The following is an 18,049-nucleotide window of genomic DNA, read 5'->3' as shown; positions in this document are numbered from 1 at the left end:
GAGGAGATCGACGGGTGGCGCTACCAGGCGTTTGTCACCAACACCGCCACCGGCCAGCTCCAATTCCTCGAGGCCAGGCACCGGGCTCACGCCCGAGTGGAGGACCGGATCCGACACGCCAAAGACACCGGGCTCGGCCGGCTTCCCTCCCGGGAGTTCGCCCTCAACCAGGCGTGGCTGGTGGCGGTGATGCTCGCCGCTGACCTCGTGGCCTGGACTCGGATGCTGGCCTGTACCGGCGACGCCGCAGTCCTGGCGTTGTGCGAGCCAAAGGCGCTGCGCTACCGCTTCCTCCACGCCGCGGCCCGACTGGCCCGCAGCGGGCGACGACGAAGAGTGAAAATCCCCGAAACGTGGCCCTGGGCGGTCGCTATCGTCGCCGTGTTCAGCACGATCGCCGCGATCCCCAAACCCGCCTGACCTCACCTGCCCGCCCACGACAGCACCACCCGGAGACCCGCCACCGGCAGCGCCAGCCGGCGCTCCCGCACGCCCATAGACGCAATCGCACCCACCGTCACCCGGCAGAAGCCTTCCTCACACTCCATGAATCAGCGGGGCTAGGCGTGGTGTTGCAGAAGGCCGGCGCTTCCTCGTTGGCGATGATCACCCGCATGCCCTCCGCGTACACGAACTTGCCGGCCGCGAACGCGATCAGCAGGAACAGCAAGCCGAAGTGGAATACGATGTTGCCCACCTCGCGCGCATATCCGCGCTCCGCGGACAGCTCGATGCTGCCCGACACGCGACCGTCCCCGTTGTTGCGACGGACCCGCCAGCCCTTGAGGCTCTTTTGGACCTGGTCCGCAGCCTGCTCCGGCGTGGCCGTGGTCCGGTACGCCGCATGATGCGGCAGGCGTGCAAGGTTACGCGGGGCGAGCGGCGGCGGGGCCTTGAGTTGTTTGACCAGATCAATCGACCGCGGTGTCAGGCAGCCCACCAGGGATATAAACAGCAACACGTACACGGCTGTGAACCACCAGCTGGAGAACACGTCGAACAGCTGGAGCTTGTCAAAGAACTCCCCCAGCCAGCCGTTGTCCGCGATGTACTGATTGACGTTTCCCTGGTTGAGGCTGCGCTGCGGCAGGAGTGCCCCCGGTATCGCCGCCACCGCCAGCAGAAATAGCAGAATCAATGCCGTGCGCATCGCGGTGAGAGTGCGCCATGAGTTGCGCATGAACGCGGTGACCGGAGCTATCCTAGGCACTGATTTGAGTCCCCTCTGCCGTTCCCGGTGCGACGAGCCGGATCGAGGGGCAGCTCCGGTGGGGCGTCGCCGGCTTCATAGCATCATCAGCACCGCTCTAGCACGCATAGTCACATCTGGAGATTGTCCTTCGCCGACCCCATTGATCCGGTCGGGGTTTGATGAAGGTCTGATCAAGATCGAGCACGCGGTAGGCGCCAGTGGCAGACCTACGACGATGATTGGCCTTATGTCCACATCCGATTCTCGAGACGCCGGACCTGAAGGTGAGTCACCGACCACTCGCGCGACCGCAGGGTTGCGGGCGATGGTCGTCGAAGACGAGCGTGAGCTCGCCGACCTCATCGGTACCTATCTGACTCGTGACGGCTTCGACCTCACGGTCGTTCATGACGGGCAGGACGCAGTCGACCTGATCCGGCAAGTCGATCCCGACGTCGTCGTGCTAGACCTCGGTCTTCCGCGGCTGGACGGCGTCGAAGTGTGCCGCCAGTTGCGCACCTTCTCCGATGCGTATGTCGTCATGCTCACCGCCCGCACCGAGGAGGTCGACACCCTCATCGGACTGTCCGTGGGAGCCGACGACTACATGACCAAACCGTTCAGCCCACGAGAGCTCATGGCCCGCATCCAGGTCATGCTGCGCCGTCCTCGATCGTCTACGGCCTTACGCTCCCCGTCTGCGGCCTCCGATCACAGAGAGCTGCGAAGGATTGGGGCACTGGCAATCGACGTCGAAGGCCGCGAGGTCACCGTCGACACCACCCCGATCCAGTTGACCAGGACCGAGTTCGACCTCTTGGCGGCACTGACGCGAGACCCCGGCTTGGTGCTGTCCCGGACGCAGTTGATCAATGCGATCTGGGGGCCCGACTGGGTCGGCGACACGCACCTTGTTGATGTCCACATCGCGCACCTCAGACGCAAGCTCGGAGACACTGCGTCCCGGGGCGCATACATCCGCACCGTCCGCGGTGTCGGCTACCGCACCGGAGATGGTCAGTGAGCCGGATCGATCTGGGTGACAACGTGACGCGCCTCAAGCGGTGGTTCACCACTGCCACCTTCGGTACCCGGCTACTGGCGGCGCTCGCTTTTGTGATGATCGGTTTCGCAGTCAGTGCCTGGGTCGTCGCCGCAATACTTGCCCCCGGAATCTTCCACGAGCATCTGGAGATGGCCGGACTGTCACAGAACTCCTCCGAAGCAGCCCATATGGAGGAGGCATTCAACTCGTCAATGATGCTGTCTTGGTCGATCGCACTGGCGGTATCGGTGATCTTGTCGCTGGCTGTCAGCGGCTACATCGCCCGCCGCGTTCAACGATCGATCACCCCGGTCACCCGATCAGTCCAGCAGATCTCCGGTGGAGAATACAACTCACGAGTACACGAGCCGAGAATAGGTCGTGAATTCGACGATCTTGTCGCCAGCTTCAACGAACTGGCACGACGACTAGATGCCACCGAAACCACACGCCGACGGATGCTCTCAGATCTCGCACACGAGTTGCGGACTCCCCTGGCCACGCTCGAATCCCACCTTGAGGCAATCGAAGACGGCGTCCGTGCACTCGACGACGACACGCTGCGCATTCTGCGAACCGCGACTGGTCGGCTAGGCCGGCTCGCTCACGACGTCAGCGCGGTGTCCCGAGCCGAAGAACACCTCACGCGTCTCATCCCCATCGGTACCGACACTCGCAGCATCATCGCGGCCGCGATCGACGCCCTGCGCCCCGAGTACTCGCACAAAAATGTGCTGCTCCAAGCACGTATTGATCAGGCAATACCGATCACTGTCGACAGTGATCGAATCAACCAGGTCCTGACCAACCTTTTGCACAACGCGCTCCGCCACACCGACTCAGGTGGGATGGTCACCGTCACCAGTCGCCTACACAACGGGAACGTGGAGATCACTATCGCCGACACTGGAGAAGGCATCGCAGCGCAGCACCTCGACCACATTTTTGACCGCTTCTACCGCGTCGACACCGCACGCGACCGGGCACACGGAGGAAGCGGCATCGGACTCACCATTACTCGCGCACTGGTCGAAGCCCACGAAGGCCATATCCGCGTTCACAGCGACGGGCTCGGCCGCGGCGCCCGATTCACGATCTCCTTACCGCAGACCCCGGCTCACTCCAAGGGCTGACTCAGTTGGTCGCGATACCGTTTTCCCGGAGCCACTCGATGGGGTCGGCGCGCTCCCGTCCCTCGTTCAACCACACCTCGAAGTGCAAGTGCGACCCGGTGGAAAAGCCACGACTTCCCATGAGGGCAATCGTCTGTCCAGCCTGTACACGCTGGCCGGTGGACACGAGAACCTCTTCCATGTGTCCATAAACGGTCATCGTGCCCTCATCCGACAGCAGTCGGACCCAATTGCCGAACCCTTGCGCCGGGCCGGCATCGATGACGGTCCCGTCAGTCGCCGCCACGATCGGGGTTCCGATCACGTTTGCGATATCGATGCCGCCGTGGAGCGAGCCCCAGCGTTGGCCGAACTCAGACGTGAGGGTCCCGACTGTCGGCATCGCTGCTGTTGGACGGCGCGCGGTCTCCTCGGCAACTTGCCGGCGAGCGTCGATTTCGGTGCCTGCCGCCAATGACGACACCATGGCGGCAGCGCTCTCCAGCGGGATGTCGCCTTGCACCGCAACGGGCCCAGGCAGTTCAGCCGGGGGAAGGGCTATGTCTCCAGACTGGCCAGCAGGACTGATCGACTCCTCGTGCGCGATGAGGTGAATGTGCTCACCACCAGCCTCTGTGTGCTGGTCCACTAGAAAACTTATCGAGGACACGATGGCCCCGGCGGCGACCGTGACGACGACGACCTGATCGCGTAACTCGGGCCGGGCGGAGGGTTGGCGATGCGTACCGCCACCTCGAGGGCGACCAGAACTCGCCCAGATGTCGACAGTTAAAGGGTGTGCCTTGCGGCGTGCACGTCTTCGCTCCACTGCCGCCGTGTCTCCCCTGCCGCTATACCGTGATGGTTTCGTGATGTGACTTCTGCTCGAACTTAGACGAGCAGAGTCCCCGTCGCAAGAAGTGGGGGCCTGCACGCCCGTGTCGAAGAACGACCGGGAGCGGCTCCCTCAAGCGTGCATCGTGCCTAGAGTCTCCCTCTGACCACAGCCTCTGGCAGCGTTCATCAAGCTGCCTGTTGCGAGTGTCAGGGACTACGTGGGCGACATGGGAAGGCCTTCGGAAGCTGGACGTCCTGACAGGCTTCACCCAGGTTCACCCCAACTGGCCGCGCACCAATTCAGCACCGCGTCAGCGACCGTCACGTCCGGGATCTTGATCAGACCTTCATCAAACCCCGACCGAATCAAGAGGTCAGCACAGCACAATCTCCAGATGTGACAGTGCGTGCGGCATTGGGGGACAAGTGGGGCGGGTCGCCGGCCGCCTCCCACCACGAAGAAGTGGACGAGCAGCTCGAGAAAGGGAAAGTGTCGCGATCACAAGATTTACAGATTTCCGGACGATTGTTGTTGCTCGCACGAGCGGTGGCGTTAGTGACAGTCAGCGCCCTCGGACTCCTCTTCACTTCGGCAGGGGTGCTGGTCCAGGACGGCACCAGTCTGGACGTCCACAGCTCGGCCGCCATCGCCCTTCATGTCCTCACCGGCGTGCTGGCTCTGGTTCTAGGGTGGCGCGCGTGGGCTACACGGCGAGGTCGCTGGGCTGCAGTCGTCGCCCTCGTCCTGTTCGGGGCCACGTTCGCCCAAGCGAGCTTAGGGGGCAGTTCGACCTTGGCATTTCACATCGGCGTAGCACTGGTGCTCACGGTCCTGTGTACGTGGCTGGCCGCCTGGACTTTCGGTAGATCACTATACGAGGAGATCGAATGAGACTGCGCAGGACACTCACCGCCTCCGGCTCCACCGCCGCCCTGCTCCTAGCTGTGGGCTGCGCCGGGAACGACACGGGCGCGCCAGAGCAGGCAGAGCAGCTCCAGACGGGCGAGAGAGCCGAGAAACAGGTCACGATGGCCGAGGTCCAGCAGAACGATTCGACCGACTCGTGTTGGACCGTGATCGAGAACATCGTCTACGACCTCACCGCGTGGGTCGACCAACACCCGGGCGGGCCGGACCGGATCGAGCAGCTGTGCGGCACAGACGGGACAGAGAGTTTCACCGACCAGCACAGTGGAGCGTCCCAGCCACAATCGCGGCTCGCCGAGTTCCAGATCGGCCAGCTCGCCGGGTGACCCGGCAGATATGCTTCCGATCCGCTCTGTGCGTCCCGGTCGGAGGCATGTGCCGGGCCCCGCTCCGGGGCCGCGCGCGTGGACTCAGCGAGGCCGTGAACGGGTTCGATTCGCTCCCCCCGCGACCTCTGCGGAAGACGAGAGCGCACCTCGCGAGCGTGACATGACAACACGACAGAAGAACCGTGGGCCGCAATCGGTGGTACTGCCAGCAGTCGGCCTCAGGATGGGCGGGGTTACCCGAAATCAACCGCGGTCAACGCCTTCTCGGCGGTGGCTAAATAGTCACCCCGTCGGCCGTGCGCTTGGTCGAATGGTGTCGTCATTGGGCGCAGGAATACTGCTGTACACCAGTTTCCCGCCTCTATCCTTGTGGTTTCTCGCCCCGGCCGGTCTTGCCATTTTGGTTCTGGCGGTCCGAGGGATCGGCGTGCGCGGCGCGTTCGGATTGGGATACCTGGCTGGTCTCGGGTTCTTCGTACCTTTACTGCCCTGGGTGGGGGTTTATGTCGGCGCTGTCCCCTGGCTAGCATTAGCGGCGCTACAGGCCGTGGCAGTCGCTGTCTTCGCTGGGGCCACCGCACTGGTGGCGCGGCTGCCCGGGGCTGCACTGTGGATCGCGTGCTGCTGGGTGGCCACCGAAGCGGTTCGAGCGCGCCTGCCCTTCGGTGGGTTTCCCTGGGGCCGGCTGGCGTTCGGTCAGACTGATGGACCATTGCTGGCGATCGCTCAGATCGCTGGGGCGCCAGGGGTGAGCCTGTCCGTTGCACTGGTGGGCAGCGCGACGGCTGCAGTGGTCGTCGGACTTGCTCGGCGCTCCGCCTGGCGCTCGGTGTTGCTACTCGGGGCGGTGCTTGTGACCGCCTCTGCACTCGGCTCGATACCCGTCTCTACCGCACCAATCACCACCCCCTCTAAAACGGTTGCCCTAGTCCAGGGCAACGTGCCCCGACTCGGTCTGGATTTCAACGCGCAACGGCGCGCTGTACTGGACAATCATGTGGCTCGTACCGACGCTCTCGCCGCCGAGGTCGCAGCGGGGGTGAAGCCCGCACCGGATCTGGTGATCTGGCCGGAGAACGCATCAGACATCGACCCGTTTCGCAATGCCGACGCTGCAGAACAGATCGATGCGGCCACAGAGGCAATCGGCGCTCCGATCCTTGTGGGGGCGGTGGTGTCCACTGGCTCCGGTACCACCCGAAATACAGCGCTGGTGTGGGAGCAAGGAACAGGACCTGGCGATGCGCACGACAAAAGACGACTGGTTCCATTTGGTGAATATCTGCCAATGCGATCGATCGTGAGCAAGCTTTCGCCTTATGCCGCGCAGGCGGGCAACTTCGTGCCCGGTAACGGCGATGGTGTGGTGACCATCGATGAGACACCGCTCGCTGTGGCCACCTGTTATGAGGTCGCGTTCGATGATCTGGTGGCCGAGTCGGTTCGGTCGGGGGCGCAGTTGATCGCGGTACCAACGAACAATGCAACCTTCGGCGATACCGACATGACCTATCAGCAGCTGGCGATGTCGCGGCTGCGCGCTGTCGAACACAACCGCACGGTGGTGGTAGCGGCCACCAGCGGTGTCAGCGCGATTATCGCGGCGAATGGCGATGTGCTCGAGCAGACCGAAATGTTCACTGCCGATGCCCTCGTCGCACAGGTCCCGCTCAATACCGAGTTCACACTTGCCACCCGATTACGTTCAATTCCTGAACTCATCATCACGGTCACCGCAGTATTCGCGATGCTGGTGGGGTGGATTGCTAGCCGCCGTCGGCGGGGCTGAGATCCCCGGCCATGAGTGCGCGCCGATATCGGGAGCGGACCCGTCGTCGGCCGGGCCGGCTGCAGGCGCTCAACGTGAGCATGTCGGGCAGGGCGCCGAGGGCGAGAAATTGATGAGCTCCCGCGAGGTAAGGGCGAGAGCCAGCTCGAGGATTGGACTCAGTAATCGAGCCTATTTCTCGGACGTAGACGCCGTCGGCGTTCAGCCTCAAATCTGGTGCCGTAGCGATCACGAACGGTCATCGTTACGAGGCGGTCATGGGCCACTGCCTCCGTGGCCGCATCCACCTCAGCAATATGACCGGATACGACATCAGGATCGATATCCCTGTCACCAGGTCCCACAGCACCGTCGCCTAGGCTGCCTTGCTCGTCGTTGCCCTGGCTACGTTGGCGGCGCCGCTCCCGGATTTCACTCCACAGAAAGTAGCCAAGCCCAATTGGCGCTAGAACTCCGAATGCAAGCCATTGAAGCCCATAGGACAGGTACGAACCCGCCTCGACTTCCGGTATCGGAGTTGGCTCGAGTGATCCTGGTTGGCCTCCGGGGAGCTGGAGATGATAGCCAGCAAGATCGAGATCCAGAACCCGACCGATCGTCGAGGTTTCAATGGAGCGCACCATGTGACGATCGTGCAGAACTATCGGTTCGGCCGGGGTGTCGGTGGGCATTCTGAGCCTGGCGGTGATGGTCACTGGATCGGCTACCGCGGCCGGGTAGGTCGGCACCGTGTTGTTCTCGCCAACGCGAACCCATCCACGATTAATAAGCAGATCATCGCCGCCCTCGGTCCGAAATGCGGTGAGAACTTGGTAAACCTGTTCCCCGTCGACAGCTTGCTGCCGCAAGAGCACTTCGTCTTCGGGCAGATAGCGACCGGTTACTGTGACCCGATGCCACTCGGATTCGTCCAACGGCGCGTCCCGCGCCGTCAATTCCGTCAACGGCACTGGATCGGCTTCGACGCTGTGAAGAAGTTGGGAATTGCGCGTCTTCAAATCCTCGTTCTTGCCTAACTGCCATGGCGCCAACAGTGTGAAGCACGTATAGACGAACAGTGCGACGGCGATGAAGGAAATCAACCACCCCGGCGTCATCACGCGAAAGACCCTCTGCACGCCGTTCACGGTAGGCGTGGTGGTAGGACGGTCGGCATCGGGGCCCTCCTGTCGGCACCAGCTCCGGCGATCATTAATCGTGCCCGCCTCCCGCCACTGTCGGCAGGGATGGTTCCGATCCGGCGAGATCAGCGTGTTGCGTGCCGAATTGTGGCATCCGGGCCTGGATCGGAAGTGTCGAGCAGCAGGTCGTTGTCTACGTCCTCAGATGACGACGCCGTTCGCGGCCAACCATGACACCGAGTCGATCCACTGGCCGGCGGGATTCTGTACGCCGAAGTGCACATGCGGACCAGTCGAGTAGCCACGGTTACCGACTTCACCGATCACCTGGCCGGCGGTGACCTGCTGGCCTTCGGTGACGTAGTTGGCATTGTTGTGGCCATACTCCAAGAGATAGCCGTCATCGGTCTTGATGCGAATCCATAACCCATAACCGGAAGCGGGGCCGGAGGCCACGACCGTGCCGGACTTGGCTGCATACAAGGGTGTGCCGATCGGCGCAGCGATGTCGGTGCCATTGTGGTTAGCGCCCCACCGCGAGCCGAAGCCAGAGGTGATCGTTCCATCAGTCGGCCTGTGAGCTTGGCTGGCGACCGAAAACGCCGAAGACGACGACTGAGCAGTATCGAATCCGAGCGCCTGGCTCAGCCCGGGGGCCTGACTTGCATACTGGCGGACCGCGTCAGCTCCGATGCCATAGCGGGCGGCAGCCTCTTCGACCATCTGTCCGACGTGCTCGGGATCAGACGATTGGGCAGCGGCCACAGGGGCGACACTAAGCGCCGCGCCACCGGCGATTGCGGCGCCAGCCAGCGTGGTGGCGGCGATCCGGCCCACTCCCCTGGATCGGTTGGCGCGATGACGCCCACCAGCAGAGATGCGGTGGCCCACACCAAGCGAGTCCATGAGATCGGCGAACGGAACGCTCTTGGAGGAGCTCGACATGATTGATTCCTTCAACTTAAGCGATGGTCGCAGCTTCATACCGACGACCACTGGAGACTCCCGAAACGGTAACAGTTGCATATCGTCCGGTCACGGAGAGTTTCCTGAGAATCCAGAAATCAGCAGTTCATACGCCATTTGTTAGTCATCTACGGCATCGCCCGACCGTTACCCCGACGTGATTTTTGGTTCGGATGCGGTCCGGTCGGGGCCACCCCGCAATCGTCCCGGGTGACTAGACCGCGATCAACGCAAGCAGGATCAAGGTCCTTACTCCTGCCCCCTCCTCGTACCCGCCGCACGTGTGATGTCGATCGCTGATGCCGCAGTCTCGTCGGGACAGTCGGTCTCCACCTGCACAGTAGAAAAGAAGAAGCGGTACCGAGCTTGAAGCAGGTTGGAGGCGGATTGGAGAACGATCTGCGGATCGGCGCTTGCGGAGGTGCGCAGGTGGCCGGAGAACACGAAACGTCCACTGGTTAGTGCCCAAGCATGGGCATGATGGACGTCTTCCACCCCATCTATCGCTGCCAGGTCTTCAGTCACGTCAGACAGGTAGACCTCGTCGGGTGTGCCCTCCATGAGCAGATGGGTGGCGTCGCGCAGGATGCTCCAGCTTGCCCATACAAGCACGAAGCCGAACGCCAAACCGAGCAGCGGATCGATCAGCAAGAACCCGGTGAACTTGATCACTAGTGCGGTGACGATGATGAGCAGGCTGCCGACGAAGGTCTGGATGATGTGCCACAACGCGCCACGAACGTTCATGTCGCTGCGGCTTTGTTTCCAGATCAGGCTCAGGGCGACGATTTCGGTAAGCAAGCCTCCCGCGGCTGCCCACAGCATGGGCGTCGTGGGCAGGTCAACCGGATCATTCATGCGCATGGCAGCCATCACGATCACCACCATCGCCATGATTAGCAGGAAACCGCCATTGACCAGCGCGCCTACGATCTCGGCGCGGTACCAGCCAAAGCTGCGATTCTCGTCTGCGGGGCGGCGGGCGAGTCGAGCAGCGAAGATGGCGACTAGGACACCACCGACCGCCGAGAAGGTGTGAAAAGCGTCCGAGATCACCGCAACCGAGCCGGTCCACAGCCCGATCGCCAACTCGATGACGAAGTAGATTCCCGTCAGCCAGGCCGAGATAGCCATGCCCCACCCACGAGCCTGCACCTGCCCGTGTCCACCATGCCCATGTGCCATGGGGGTCTCCTTTTTGCACTCGGAATCCGGTTCTCGTGTCAGCTGCACACTGTGCATCGGTCTCGCGGCGCCCACAGCTTCTCTCGGGAATCTTGATCAGACCTTCATCGAACCCCGACCGAACCAATGGGGTAGGGGCGGCACAATCGTCCGGTGTGACTGTGCAGGCAAGAGTGGTGCTGATGCTGTGATGACGACGGATGTGTTCGGCAAGGGTGCGCAGCCCGGTAGCTGGGGCAGACGGGCAAGATGCCAACTGGCCGCAGTGGTGGTGAGTTCGCTTGTACTTACTGGCTGCGCTAGCGGCACTGATGCCGTCGCTTCAGGTGAGACGTTCGATTTTGTCAGCCCGGGCGGCCAGATTGAGATCTTCTATGATCCGCCGGCGGACCGCCAGAAGATCGCTCCGATGTCTGGCCCGGAAGTAGTAGATCCGGAGGCCACTGTGGCGGTCGCAGACTTTCCTGGCGAGGTGGTGCTGATCAACCTGTGGGGTCAGTGGTGTGCGCCCTGCCGGACGGAAACCGACGACCTGCAGCGACTGCAGGACAAGTACCAGGCGCAAGGCTTCACCAATCTCGGCGTCAACTTGCGGGACCCGAATCGGCAAAAGCCTGTCGACTTCATCGAGGACAACGGGGTCACCTATCCCTCAATTTGGGACCCGTCGCAGGCCGCGGTGGCGGCGCTACATGGTTTCCCCACCTCGGTGGTGCCAGCGACACTGATTCTCGACAAACAGCACCGAGTCGCTGCGGTGTATCTAGCAGAGGTCACCGACACCCAGTTGGAGCCGGTCATCGAGAGACTGCTGGCCGAGCCTGCTGAAAGCGACGCTGCATGAACACGGTGCTGATTGCGCAATCTATTGGCCAGACGTTCCAACAAACTGCTGCCTCCGGACCTCTGCTGCTCGCGTTGGGAGCATGTGTCCTCGCTGGACTCGTCTCGTTCGCCTCGCCGTGCGTAGTCCCGCTCGTGCCCGGGTATCTGGCATATATGGCCAGCATCGTGGGTGCAGAGCGCCCGGCGGTGACTGTGCAGGCCGCCGAGCAACGCCGCGCCGAAGCCAGCTCGCTCACTCTTGAACAGCAGCGTCAGCGGGTGTCATCGCGACGACGAGTCGTCCTCGCCGCGGTGCTATTCGTTGCTGGATTCACGGTGGTCTTCGTACTGCTGTCGGCGATGGTGCTGGGCACCGTGCAATACCTCGCCCCCCGGCAAGAATTGCTGCAACGGCTCGGCGGTGTGGTGACCATCTTGATGGGACTGGTGTTCATCGGGGCCATACCCGCCCTCCAGAGGGACACTCGAATGCAGCCGAAAGCACTTTCCACCTGGGCGGGCGCGCCGCTACTTGGCGCCGTCTTCGCCCTGGGATGGACGCCGTGTCTCGGACCGACTCTGGCAGCGGCGTTGTCAGTTGCCGCCGGAACCGGACTCGACGCCGCACGCGGAGTACTGCTCATCGTGGCGTACTGCCTGGGGCTCGGACTGCCTTTCATTGTGGTGGCCTTCGGTTCGACGAGAGCCATCCGCACAGTGGGCTGGCTGCAACGACACACGCGAACGATTCAGATCGTCGGCGGCATCATGCTCATCGTCGTCGGAATCTTGCTGCTCAGCGGCATTTGGACGCAGTTCGTGTACTGGCTCCGCGACTTCGCCGTCTCCGACACCACTCTGCCGATCTGACAGTGCTCCGATGGCCTCTCCCAACTCGAGTCGAGCTTGTCAGAGAAGAACCTTGATCAGATCTTGACGAAACGATGACCCAGATCTCGCAGTTCACACCGCAGAATCGAGTTTCTAAGACAGGCGAGGAGTTGAGTATGATGGGGTGGCTTTACGGTGTGAACTGGATCGACATCGTTCTGTTGATCGCGTTCGTACTCGGTTTCTGGGCGATGGTTCTGGCCTTGGCGACCAGTCTTTTTGGAGGGCATCGGCACCTGCGCGGGCCGCACTCTCCTGCTAATGGGGTCGTCTCTTCCGGTATCTCATTCGCATCTCCCGCAGGGACCGCGACTTCGCGAAGCGTCGATCATGATGAACGCTGACGCCACGGGGCGGGCAGGTGCGCTAAGCCGTGCGCCGCGCGTGCTGGTCTCCCGCCGGTCCTGCTTGGCCGGATCGCTTCTCGCCGGCGCCGGCGCTCTGACTGCATGTTCTGGTTCCGGATCAGCCACGGGCAGTCCCGTGGGAGCCTCGTCAGATCTCGTGAGGCGGCTTGAACAGGAGCGACGCTCCCCCGGCCAAACGGTGGTATCCGCGCAGTTGACCCCCCGTCCGGTCGATGTTGATCTGGGTGGCCGCGTTGTCTCAACGTGGGGATATGACCAACAATTGCCAGGCCCACTGGTGCGGGCCCAAGCTGGAGATCGGCTGCAGATCACCGTGGACAACCAGCTGCCACAGGAGACCAGCGTGCACTGGCACGGGATCGCCATGAGCAACGACATGGACGGGGTTCCCGGGTTGACACAGGACCCGATCGCACCAGGCACCACGTTCACCTACGACTTCACCGCCCCAGACCCAGGCACGTACTTTTACCACTCACATTCGGGTCTGCAACTCGATCGGGGCCTGTACGGAGTGGTGATCATCGATGATCCGGACGAGCCCGGCGACTACGACCATGAATGGCTCGTGGTCCTTGACGACTGGCTCGATGGGACCGGTCGGACTCCCGACGATGTCGCCCGTGATCTGGGCATCGGTGCCGACACCGCAGATGCCGGGATGCAGGGGATGGACCACGACATGATGGACATGCATGGGGGTGAGGGGTCGATGATCTCCCCCATCCTCGGCAGCGCCGGGGATGTCACCTACCCGCACTTTCTGATCAATGGGCGACTCCCTGTCGACCCCTACGTCTGGAGAGCGTCGCGGGGCCAACGCGTGCGCATCCGGTTCGTTAATGCCGGCGCCGACACCGCGTTCCGGGTAGCGCTTGGCGGGCACCGGATGACCGTCACTCACACCGACGGCTTTCCCGTGCTTCCCGAGGACACCGATTCCCTTCTGATCGGCATGGGTGAACGGTTCGATGTTGTGGTCACGCTCGGCGACGGCGTGTTCCCGTTGTTCGCTCAGCCCGAAGGCAAGGATGGTCACGCGCAGGCCCTCGTACGTACAGCAGCGGGCGATCTCCCGACAAATTCCCGACCAGTCGAAGTGGACCGGCGTCCGCTATTGGGTACCGACTTATCCCCCAGCGAGGCAGTACGTCTGTCTAGCCAAAGTCATGATCGGTACCACAGCGTCGACCTGGGCGGGACGATGTCGCCGTACCGGTGGACCCTCAACAGCCAAGTCCACCCGGATTCGGCGCCGCTGGAGGTCAACAGTGGGGAGCGGGTGCGAATGCGGATGCGGAACATGTCCGACATGTTCCACCCGATGCACCTGCACGGACATACGTTCGCGCTCGCGGACAGCGGGCTTCGCAAAGATACCGTCACGATTCGGCCGATGCGCACTATTGAGATCGAGTTCGACACCGATAATCCTGGCCAGTGGGCGTTGCACTGCCACAACGCCTATCACCAAGAGGCCGGGATGATGACCACTCTGTCCTACCTCGCCTGACCGGCAAGGTGATCCACCCGCGGGCCCGAAAGTCCGCAGAAGAAAGGGAACCCAGATGAATCGAAAGAAGCTTGTGATGACCGCCGCTGCCGCCGCGGTCCTGCTGGGGCTGTCCGCCTGCACCAGCGACGAGACCGACACGGCCAGCGAGACCACGACCGCCGTCGAGACCACTGCGACCAGCGGGAGTTCGACCACCGAGCAGGCAGAGGAGTCAGCTCAGCATTCCGAGGCTGACGTGATGTTCGCCCAGATGATGATCCCCCACCATGAGCAAGCCATCGAGATGAGCGACATCATCTTGTCCAAGGATGATGTCCCCGCCGACGTCACCTCGCTGGCCGAGGAGATCAAGGCCGCCCAGGGGCCCGAGATCGCGCAGCTGACCGACTGGCTCGAGCAGTGGGGAGAGCCGACGCAGCCCGAAGGCATGGACATGGACATGGACATGGGCGGTGACCATGACATGGCGCAGATGGAGGGCATGCTCTCCGATGAGGAATTGCAGCTGTTGTCCGACGCTCCCGGCCCTGAGGCTGCCGAGTTGTTCCTCAACCAGATGATCGCCCACCACGAAGGCGCCGTGGCCATGGCCGAAGACCAGGTCGAGAACGGCACGTACCCGCCGGCTGTCGACCTGGCGCAAACCATCATCGACACCCAGCAGCAGGAAATCGACACCATGCAGCAGATGCTCGACTCCATGTAAAAAAACGAAGGCTCGCATTCCCGGCGGGGTCGATGGCAGTCCGACCCCGCCGGAGACCGTCTGGGCATCAACACATTTTCTTGTCCCTGCCAGAAACGAGATACGCACTCATGCTTTCGCACCGAAAGCGGGCCTGGACCCCAATAGCCATCCTTGCATCGGCTCTCATCGCGACCGCGTGTTCGAGCCCGCAGCAGACGCCAGCACCCGAATCCGGGGACGCCTCATCGACGGTCGGCACCGCATTAACACCCGCGCTTGACCATGTGCACGGACTCCACCTCGATGCTGAGGGAAGGGTGCTGGCCGGCACGCATACGGGGCTTTTCGTCCTCAACCCCGATGGCGCGACCACCCGCGTCGGCGACGCCGACGACGACTTCATGGGGCTCACAGGCGCGCCCGGGACGGATAACCTCTACGCTTCGGGCCATCCTGGCCCGTCAAGCTCCGCCCCCAATCCTCTCGGACTCATCGAGAGTGTCGACGGCGGCCAGTCGTGGGCGACGAAATCCCTCTCCGGCGAAGTCGACTTTCACGCCCTGACCACTGACGGAAACACCCTTGTCGGATTCGACACCGCCAACGGAATTCGAACGTCCACCGACTCGGGCGTCAGTTGGACCGACGGCATCGAGATGGCCGCGAGAGCATTGGCGATTACCGACGAGGGCATCTGGGCCACAACCGCAGGAGGCCTACAACTCAGCACCGACATCGGGCGCACATTCGCATCAGTACCAGCTGCTCCCGAACTCCTGCTGATATCTGCAGCCGAAGACGGCACCCTCTGGGGGATCGATACCGACGGCACCGCCTGGCGCAAGAACGTCAACGACGATGAGTGGCAGCAGGGACCAGTTGTCGGTGATGTCGAAGCCATCATCGCCGCGGACCAGGACACTGCCTACGCTGCTGATGGACGGTCATTTCATACATTAACGATTCCCTGAAACGTCGTCGGCGGCGCAAACCAAGGCCGACCGAAGACGGAATGGAAACTACCGGTCAGAACGCATACGAACTCGAGGGAGAAGTGGTGAGGAAAGAAGCGATGCTCGCAGGCGGAGCCGCACCAGAGCGCACACCGGCGAAACGGCTTGCCTCGGTCGCGGTGGCCTTGGTGGCCGCAGTAGGGCTGAGCGCGTGCACGATCGGAGATACCGAGGACACCTCGACGGCCGCTGCACCGAAAGAAGCCCCCGCCGCTGCGGCCGTCATTCACACCTCGTTCGAAGATGGGACAGTGGCCGCGACGCCGCGGGAACCGATCGTCTTGGATGTGACAGACGGTGCGTTCGACGATGTCACGGTCACAAACGAAGAAGGCCGCGAGGTCGAAGGCGAGTTCAACGCGGAACGCTCCCAGTGGCGCACCACCGAGACTCTGGGCTACAACCGGGATTACTCGATCGAGGCGAGCGCTACTAACGACGACGGTGAGACGATTACAGACTCGTCCTCGTTCAGCACCGTGGTCCCGAACTCGACCACCAGCGCGAGCCTGGTGACCGGTCAGGGCCACACGGTAGGTATCGCGCAGCCGGTCGCGGTGCGTTTCGAGTCCGCCGTCGGCGACCGTAAGGCCGTCCAGGACGCCATCGAGGTCACCACGACCCCCGCCGTCGAAGGAGCCTTCTACTGGGTGTCGCCCTCGGAGGTTCGCTGGCGCCCCGCCGAATTCTGGGCACCGGGCACCGAGGTCGACGTCGACGTCAACATCTACGGCACCGATATGGGCGAAGGCCTTTACGGAGCCCAGGACGCAAACAGCAACTTCACGATCGGCGACGAGGTCATCACCACGATCGACGACAACACCAAGACAATGACGACCCGAATCAATGGCGAGGTCGTCAGCAGTAGCCCGGTCTCACTAGGAAAGGCATCGACACCCACCCCGAACGGCACCTACTACATCGGCGACCGATACGAATCGCTCATCATGGATTCATCGACGTTTGGTGTGCCGGTCGACTCGGCCGACGGCTACCGGCTTTCAGTCAACTGGGCCACCCAGATGTCCTACAGCGGGATCTACGTCCATGCCGCCCCATGGTCCGTTGAACAACAGGGCTTCACCAACGTCAGTAACGGCTGTATCAATGTCACCGACGCCTACGCCAAGTCGTTCCAGAACAGCAGCAACCGGGGCGACGTGGTCAAGGTCATCAATACCGTCGGACCGACGCTTCCCGGGACCGACGGGCTGGGCGACTGGAACATCCCGTGGGAAACCTGGCGTGCTGGAAATGCCGACCTAGCCCGGGTGATTCACGGGGATCTGCGGATCGCTGGGTGAAAATAGGCCGAAGTGCTTCCTGAACAGGGGAAACTGGGACTTGTCGAAGGTTCCATGTTCGCCAGCAGAAAGCACTCGGTAGGTGAAGCGTACGTCGTGGTCGTCTGGCCTGTCCGTTACTGCTGATGGTGTCGGGGTGATCTCCCACGCCGGAGCCATCGCACCACGCCTTCTGGCTGATCAGGTGGGGCTGACAACTGAACTGTCAGGGGCCATGGCCCGCCGCCGGTTCATCCCGATCCACGACCGCGGCCGGGTGCTGATCGACGTCGCGGTGATGCTCGCCGATGGCGGCGAATCCATCTCAGACATCGGCGTCCTGCGCCACCAATCCGAGGCCCTGGGCCCGGTAGCCTCGGCCCCGACGGTGTGGCGCACACTCGATGAGATCACCGCCGGCAAGCGCAAGAAGATCCAGGTAGCGCGTGCCCGCACCCGCCGTCACGTGTGGTCCCGCCTGCCCGGCGGGGTGCCCGCATCGGCGTGTGCGGGGCGGGATCTGGGATCGACGGTCGTGCTCGATGTGGACGCCACGATCGTGGTCACCCACAGCGAAAAAGAGAACGCCGCACCGACGTACAAGCGCACGTTCGGGTACCACCCGATCGGTGTGTGGTGCGACAACACAGGGGAGTTCCTCGCCGCGAGCCTGCGCCCGGGCAATGCCGGGTCCAACACCGCGGCTGACCACATCGACGTCCTGGGCCAGGCGATCGCGCAGATCCCCGCCGCTCACCGCCGTGACCTGCTGATTCGATCCGACGGTGCAGGCGCCTCCCATGACCTTCTGGATTGGATCACCGAACAGAACGGCATCCGCGGTCGACGGGTGGAGTACTCGGTCGGGTTCTCCATCACCGCCCCGCTACGCCGGGCCATCGCGATCTGCCCAGAGGCTGCGTGGGGGCCGGCATTGAATCCCTCCGGCGACATCCGA

19 protein-coding genes are annotated in these 18,049 nt (G+C 62.9%); 14 read left to right on the top strand and 5 right to left on the bottom strand.

Features of this window, described 5'->3' with window-relative positions; translation table 11 throughout:
• A partial coding sequence (locus G6017_RS17040) for a transposase (RefSeq protein WP_241731585.1) occupies positions 1-420 on the top strand: 420 nt, incomplete at its 5' end.
• A 97-nt stretch (positions 421-517) separates the two neighbouring features.
• Here G6017_RS17040 and G6017_RS15150 read toward each other — a convergent pair.
• Positions 518-1,150, bottom strand: a complete 633-nt coding sequence (locus G6017_RS15150) for a cytochrome c biogenesis protein ResB (protein ID WP_241731127.1) — start codon at positions 1,148-1,150, stop codon at positions 518-520.
• A gap of 367 nt (positions 1,151-1,517) precedes the next feature.
• On the opposite strand from G6017_RS15150, the gene G6017_RS15145 reads away from it, so the two are divergent.
• Positions 1,518-2,216: a winged helix-turn-helix domain-containing protein gene (locus tag G6017_RS15145; RefSeq protein WP_017836391.1), complete on the top strand. Its 699-nt coding sequence runs from the start codon at positions 1,518-1,520 to the stop codon at positions 2,214-2,216.
• Complete coding sequence (locus G6017_RS15140; RefSeq protein ID WP_107746584.1) at positions 2,213-3,370, top strand: sensor histidine kinase; 1,158 nt, start codon at positions 2,213-2,215, stop codon at positions 3,368-3,370. The genes G6017_RS15145 and G6017_RS15140 overlap by 4 nt, the downstream gene beginning before the upstream one ends.
• 1 nt (position 3,371) lies before the next feature.
• Here the strand turns inward: G6017_RS15140 and G6017_RS17370 are convergent, their stop codons facing one another.
• The gene (locus G6017_RS17370; protein WP_182611321.1) at positions 3,372-3,998 is read right to left on the bottom strand and encodes a M23 family metallopeptidase; all 627 of its coding nucleotides are present in this window, start codon (positions 3,996-3,998) and stop codon (positions 3,372-3,374) included.
• Between the two features lie 585 nt (positions 3,999-4,583).
• On the opposite strand from G6017_RS17370, the gene G6017_RS15130 reads away from it, so the two are divergent.
• The 3 genes from G6017_RS15130 to lnt all read left to right on the top strand — a co-directional run bounded on the left by G6017_RS15130 (position 4,584) and on the right by lnt (position 7,232).
• Positions 4,584-5,078 (top strand): COX15/CtaA family protein, encoded by a 495-nt coding sequence (locus G6017_RS15130; protein WP_223210127.1) that lies wholly within the window; start codon positions 4,584-4,586, stop codon positions 5,076-5,078.
• On the top strand, positions 5,075-5,440 hold the full coding sequence (locus G6017_RS15125; RefSeq protein ID WP_017836387.1) for a cytochrome b5 domain-containing protein: 366 nt from the start codon (positions 5,075-5,077) through the stop codon (positions 5,438-5,440). Before G6017_RS15130 ends, G6017_RS15125 begins: the two co-directional genes overlap by 4 nt.
• Before the next feature lie 313 nt (positions 5,441-5,753).
• The gene (gene lnt / locus G6017_RS15120; RefSeq protein WP_235027363.1) at positions 5,754-7,232 is read left to right on the top strand and encodes an apolipoprotein N-acyltransferase; all 1,479 of its coding nucleotides are present in this window, start codon (positions 5,754-5,756) and stop codon (positions 7,230-7,232) included.
• 158 nt (positions 7,233-7,390) lie between these two features.
• On the opposite strand, the gene G6017_RS15115 is transcribed toward lnt, so the two are convergent.
• The 3 genes from G6017_RS15115 to G6017_RS15105 all read right to left on the bottom strand — a co-directional run bounded on the left by G6017_RS15115 (position 7,391) and on the right by G6017_RS15105 (position 10,453).
• Positions 7,391-8,359, bottom strand: coding sequence for an SURF1 family cytochrome oxidase biogenesis protein (locus G6017_RS15115; protein WP_227022437.1), 969 nt, complete (start codon positions 8,357-8,359; stop codon positions 7,391-7,393).
• A gap of 195 nt (positions 8,360-8,554) precedes the next feature.
• On the bottom strand, positions 8,555-9,298 hold the full coding sequence (locus tag G6017_RS15110) for a M23 family metallopeptidase (RefSeq protein ID WP_081615259.1): 744 nt from the start codon (positions 9,296-9,298) through the stop codon (positions 8,555-8,557).
• 270 nt (positions 9,299-9,568) lie between these two features.
• Positions 9,569-10,453 (bottom strand): cation diffusion facilitator family transporter, encoded by an 885-nt coding sequence (locus G6017_RS15105; RefSeq protein ID WP_241731126.1) that lies wholly within the window; start codon positions 10,451-10,453, stop codon positions 9,569-9,571.
• 241 nt (positions 10,454-10,694) lie between these two features.
• On the opposite strand from G6017_RS15105, the gene G6017_RS15100 reads away from it, so the two are divergent.
• From G6017_RS15100 to G6017_RS17030, 8 genes are all read left to right on the top strand, one after another.
• Positions 10,695-11,348: a TlpA disulfide reductase family protein gene (locus G6017_RS15100; protein WP_235027362.1), complete on the top strand. Its 654-nt coding sequence runs from the start codon at positions 10,695-10,697 to the stop codon at positions 11,346-11,348.
• The gene (locus G6017_RS15095; RefSeq protein WP_107746580.1) at positions 11,345-12,199 is read left to right on the top strand and encodes a cytochrome c biogenesis CcdA family protein; all 855 of its coding nucleotides are present in this window, start codon (positions 11,345-11,347) and stop codon (positions 12,197-12,199) included. Before G6017_RS15100 ends, G6017_RS15095 begins: the two co-directional genes overlap by 4 nt.
• Positions 12,200-12,273: 74 nt before the next feature.
• Complete coding sequence (locus tag G6017_RS15090; protein WP_146166336.1) at positions 12,274-12,564, top strand: hypothetical protein; 291 nt, start codon at positions 12,274-12,276, stop codon at positions 12,562-12,564.
• Entirely contained in the window at positions 12,551-14,101 is a 1,551-nt protein-coding gene (locus G6017_RS15085) for a multicopper oxidase family protein (RefSeq protein ID WP_347238029.1), read from the top strand. The genes G6017_RS15090 and G6017_RS15085 overlap by 14 nt, the downstream gene beginning before the upstream one ends.
• A gap of 55 nt (positions 14,102-14,156) precedes the next feature.
• Positions 14,157-14,810 (top strand): DUF305 domain-containing protein, encoded by a 654-nt coding sequence (locus tag G6017_RS15080; RefSeq protein ID WP_523509692.1) that lies wholly within the window; start codon positions 14,157-14,159, stop codon positions 14,808-14,810.
• A gap of 143 nt (positions 14,811-14,953) precedes the next feature.
• Positions 14,954-15,763 carry a F510_1955 family glycosylhydrolase gene (locus tag G6017_RS15075; protein WP_524536311.1) on the top strand — a complete coding sequence of 270 codons (810 nt, stop codon included), beginning with the start codon at positions 14,954-14,956 and terminating at the stop codon, positions 15,761-15,763.
• Between the two features lie 86 nt (positions 15,764-15,849).
• Entirely contained in the window at positions 15,850-17,112 is a 1,263-nt protein-coding gene (locus tag G6017_RS15070) for a L,D-transpeptidase (RefSeq protein ID WP_347238028.1), read from the top strand.
• Positions 17,113-17,194: 82 nt separating this feature from the next.
• A partial coding sequence (locus G6017_RS17030; RefSeq protein WP_347238027.1) for a transposase occupies positions 17,195-18,049 on the top strand: 855 nt, incomplete at its 3' end.

The organism is Dietzia sp. B44 (assembly GCF_014145245.1).
GTDB lineage: Bacteria > Actinomycetota > Actinomycetes > Mycobacteriales > Mycobacteriaceae > Dietzia > Dietzia natronolimnaea.
The sequence above is the reverse complement of the archived record's forward strand: the minus strand, read 5'-3'. Positions and strand labels throughout refer to the sequence as shown.

Coding starts and splice junctions, on each gene's coding strand:
- G6017_RS15150 (WP_241731127.1), bottom strand. CDS start 1,150: ATGCGCACGGCATTGATTCTGCTATTTCTGCTGGCGGTGGCGGCGATA.
- G6017_RS15145 (WP_017836391.1), top strand. CDS start 1,518: ATGGTCGTCGAAGACGAGCGTGAGCTCGCCGACCTCATCGGTACCTAT.
- G6017_RS15125 (WP_017836387.1), top strand. CDS start 5,075: ATGAGACTGCGCAGGACACTCACCGCCTCCGGCTCCACCGCCGCCCTG.
- lnt (WP_235027363.1), top strand. CDS start 5,754: ATGGTGTCGTCATTGGGCGCAGGAATACTGCTGTACACCAGTTTCCCG.
- G6017_RS15110 (WP_081615259.1), bottom strand. CDS start 9,298: ATGTCGAGCTCCTCCAAGAGCGTTCCGTTCGCCGATCTCATGGACTCG.
- G6017_RS15105 (WP_241731126.1), bottom strand. CDS start 10,453: ATGGCTATCTCGGCCTGGCTGACGGGAATCTACTTCGTCATCGAGTTG.
- G6017_RS15100 (WP_235027362.1), top strand. CDS start 10,695: ATGACGACGGATGTGTTCGGCAAGGGTGCGCAGCCCGGTAGCTGGGGC.
- G6017_RS15095 (WP_107746580.1), top strand. CDS start 11,345: ATGAACACGGTGCTGATTGCGCAATCTATTGGCCAGACGTTCCAACAA.
- G6017_RS15090 (WP_146166336.1), top strand. CDS start 12,274: ATGACCCAGATCTCGCAGTTCACACCGCAGAATCGAGTTTCTAAGACA.
- G6017_RS15085 (WP_347238029.1), top strand. CDS start 12,551: ATGATGAACGCTGACGCCACGGGGCGGGCAGGTGCGCTAAGCCGTGCG.
- G6017_RS15080 (WP_523509692.1), top strand. CDS start 14,157: ATGAATCGAAAGAAGCTTGTGATGACCGCCGCTGCCGCCGCGGTCCTG.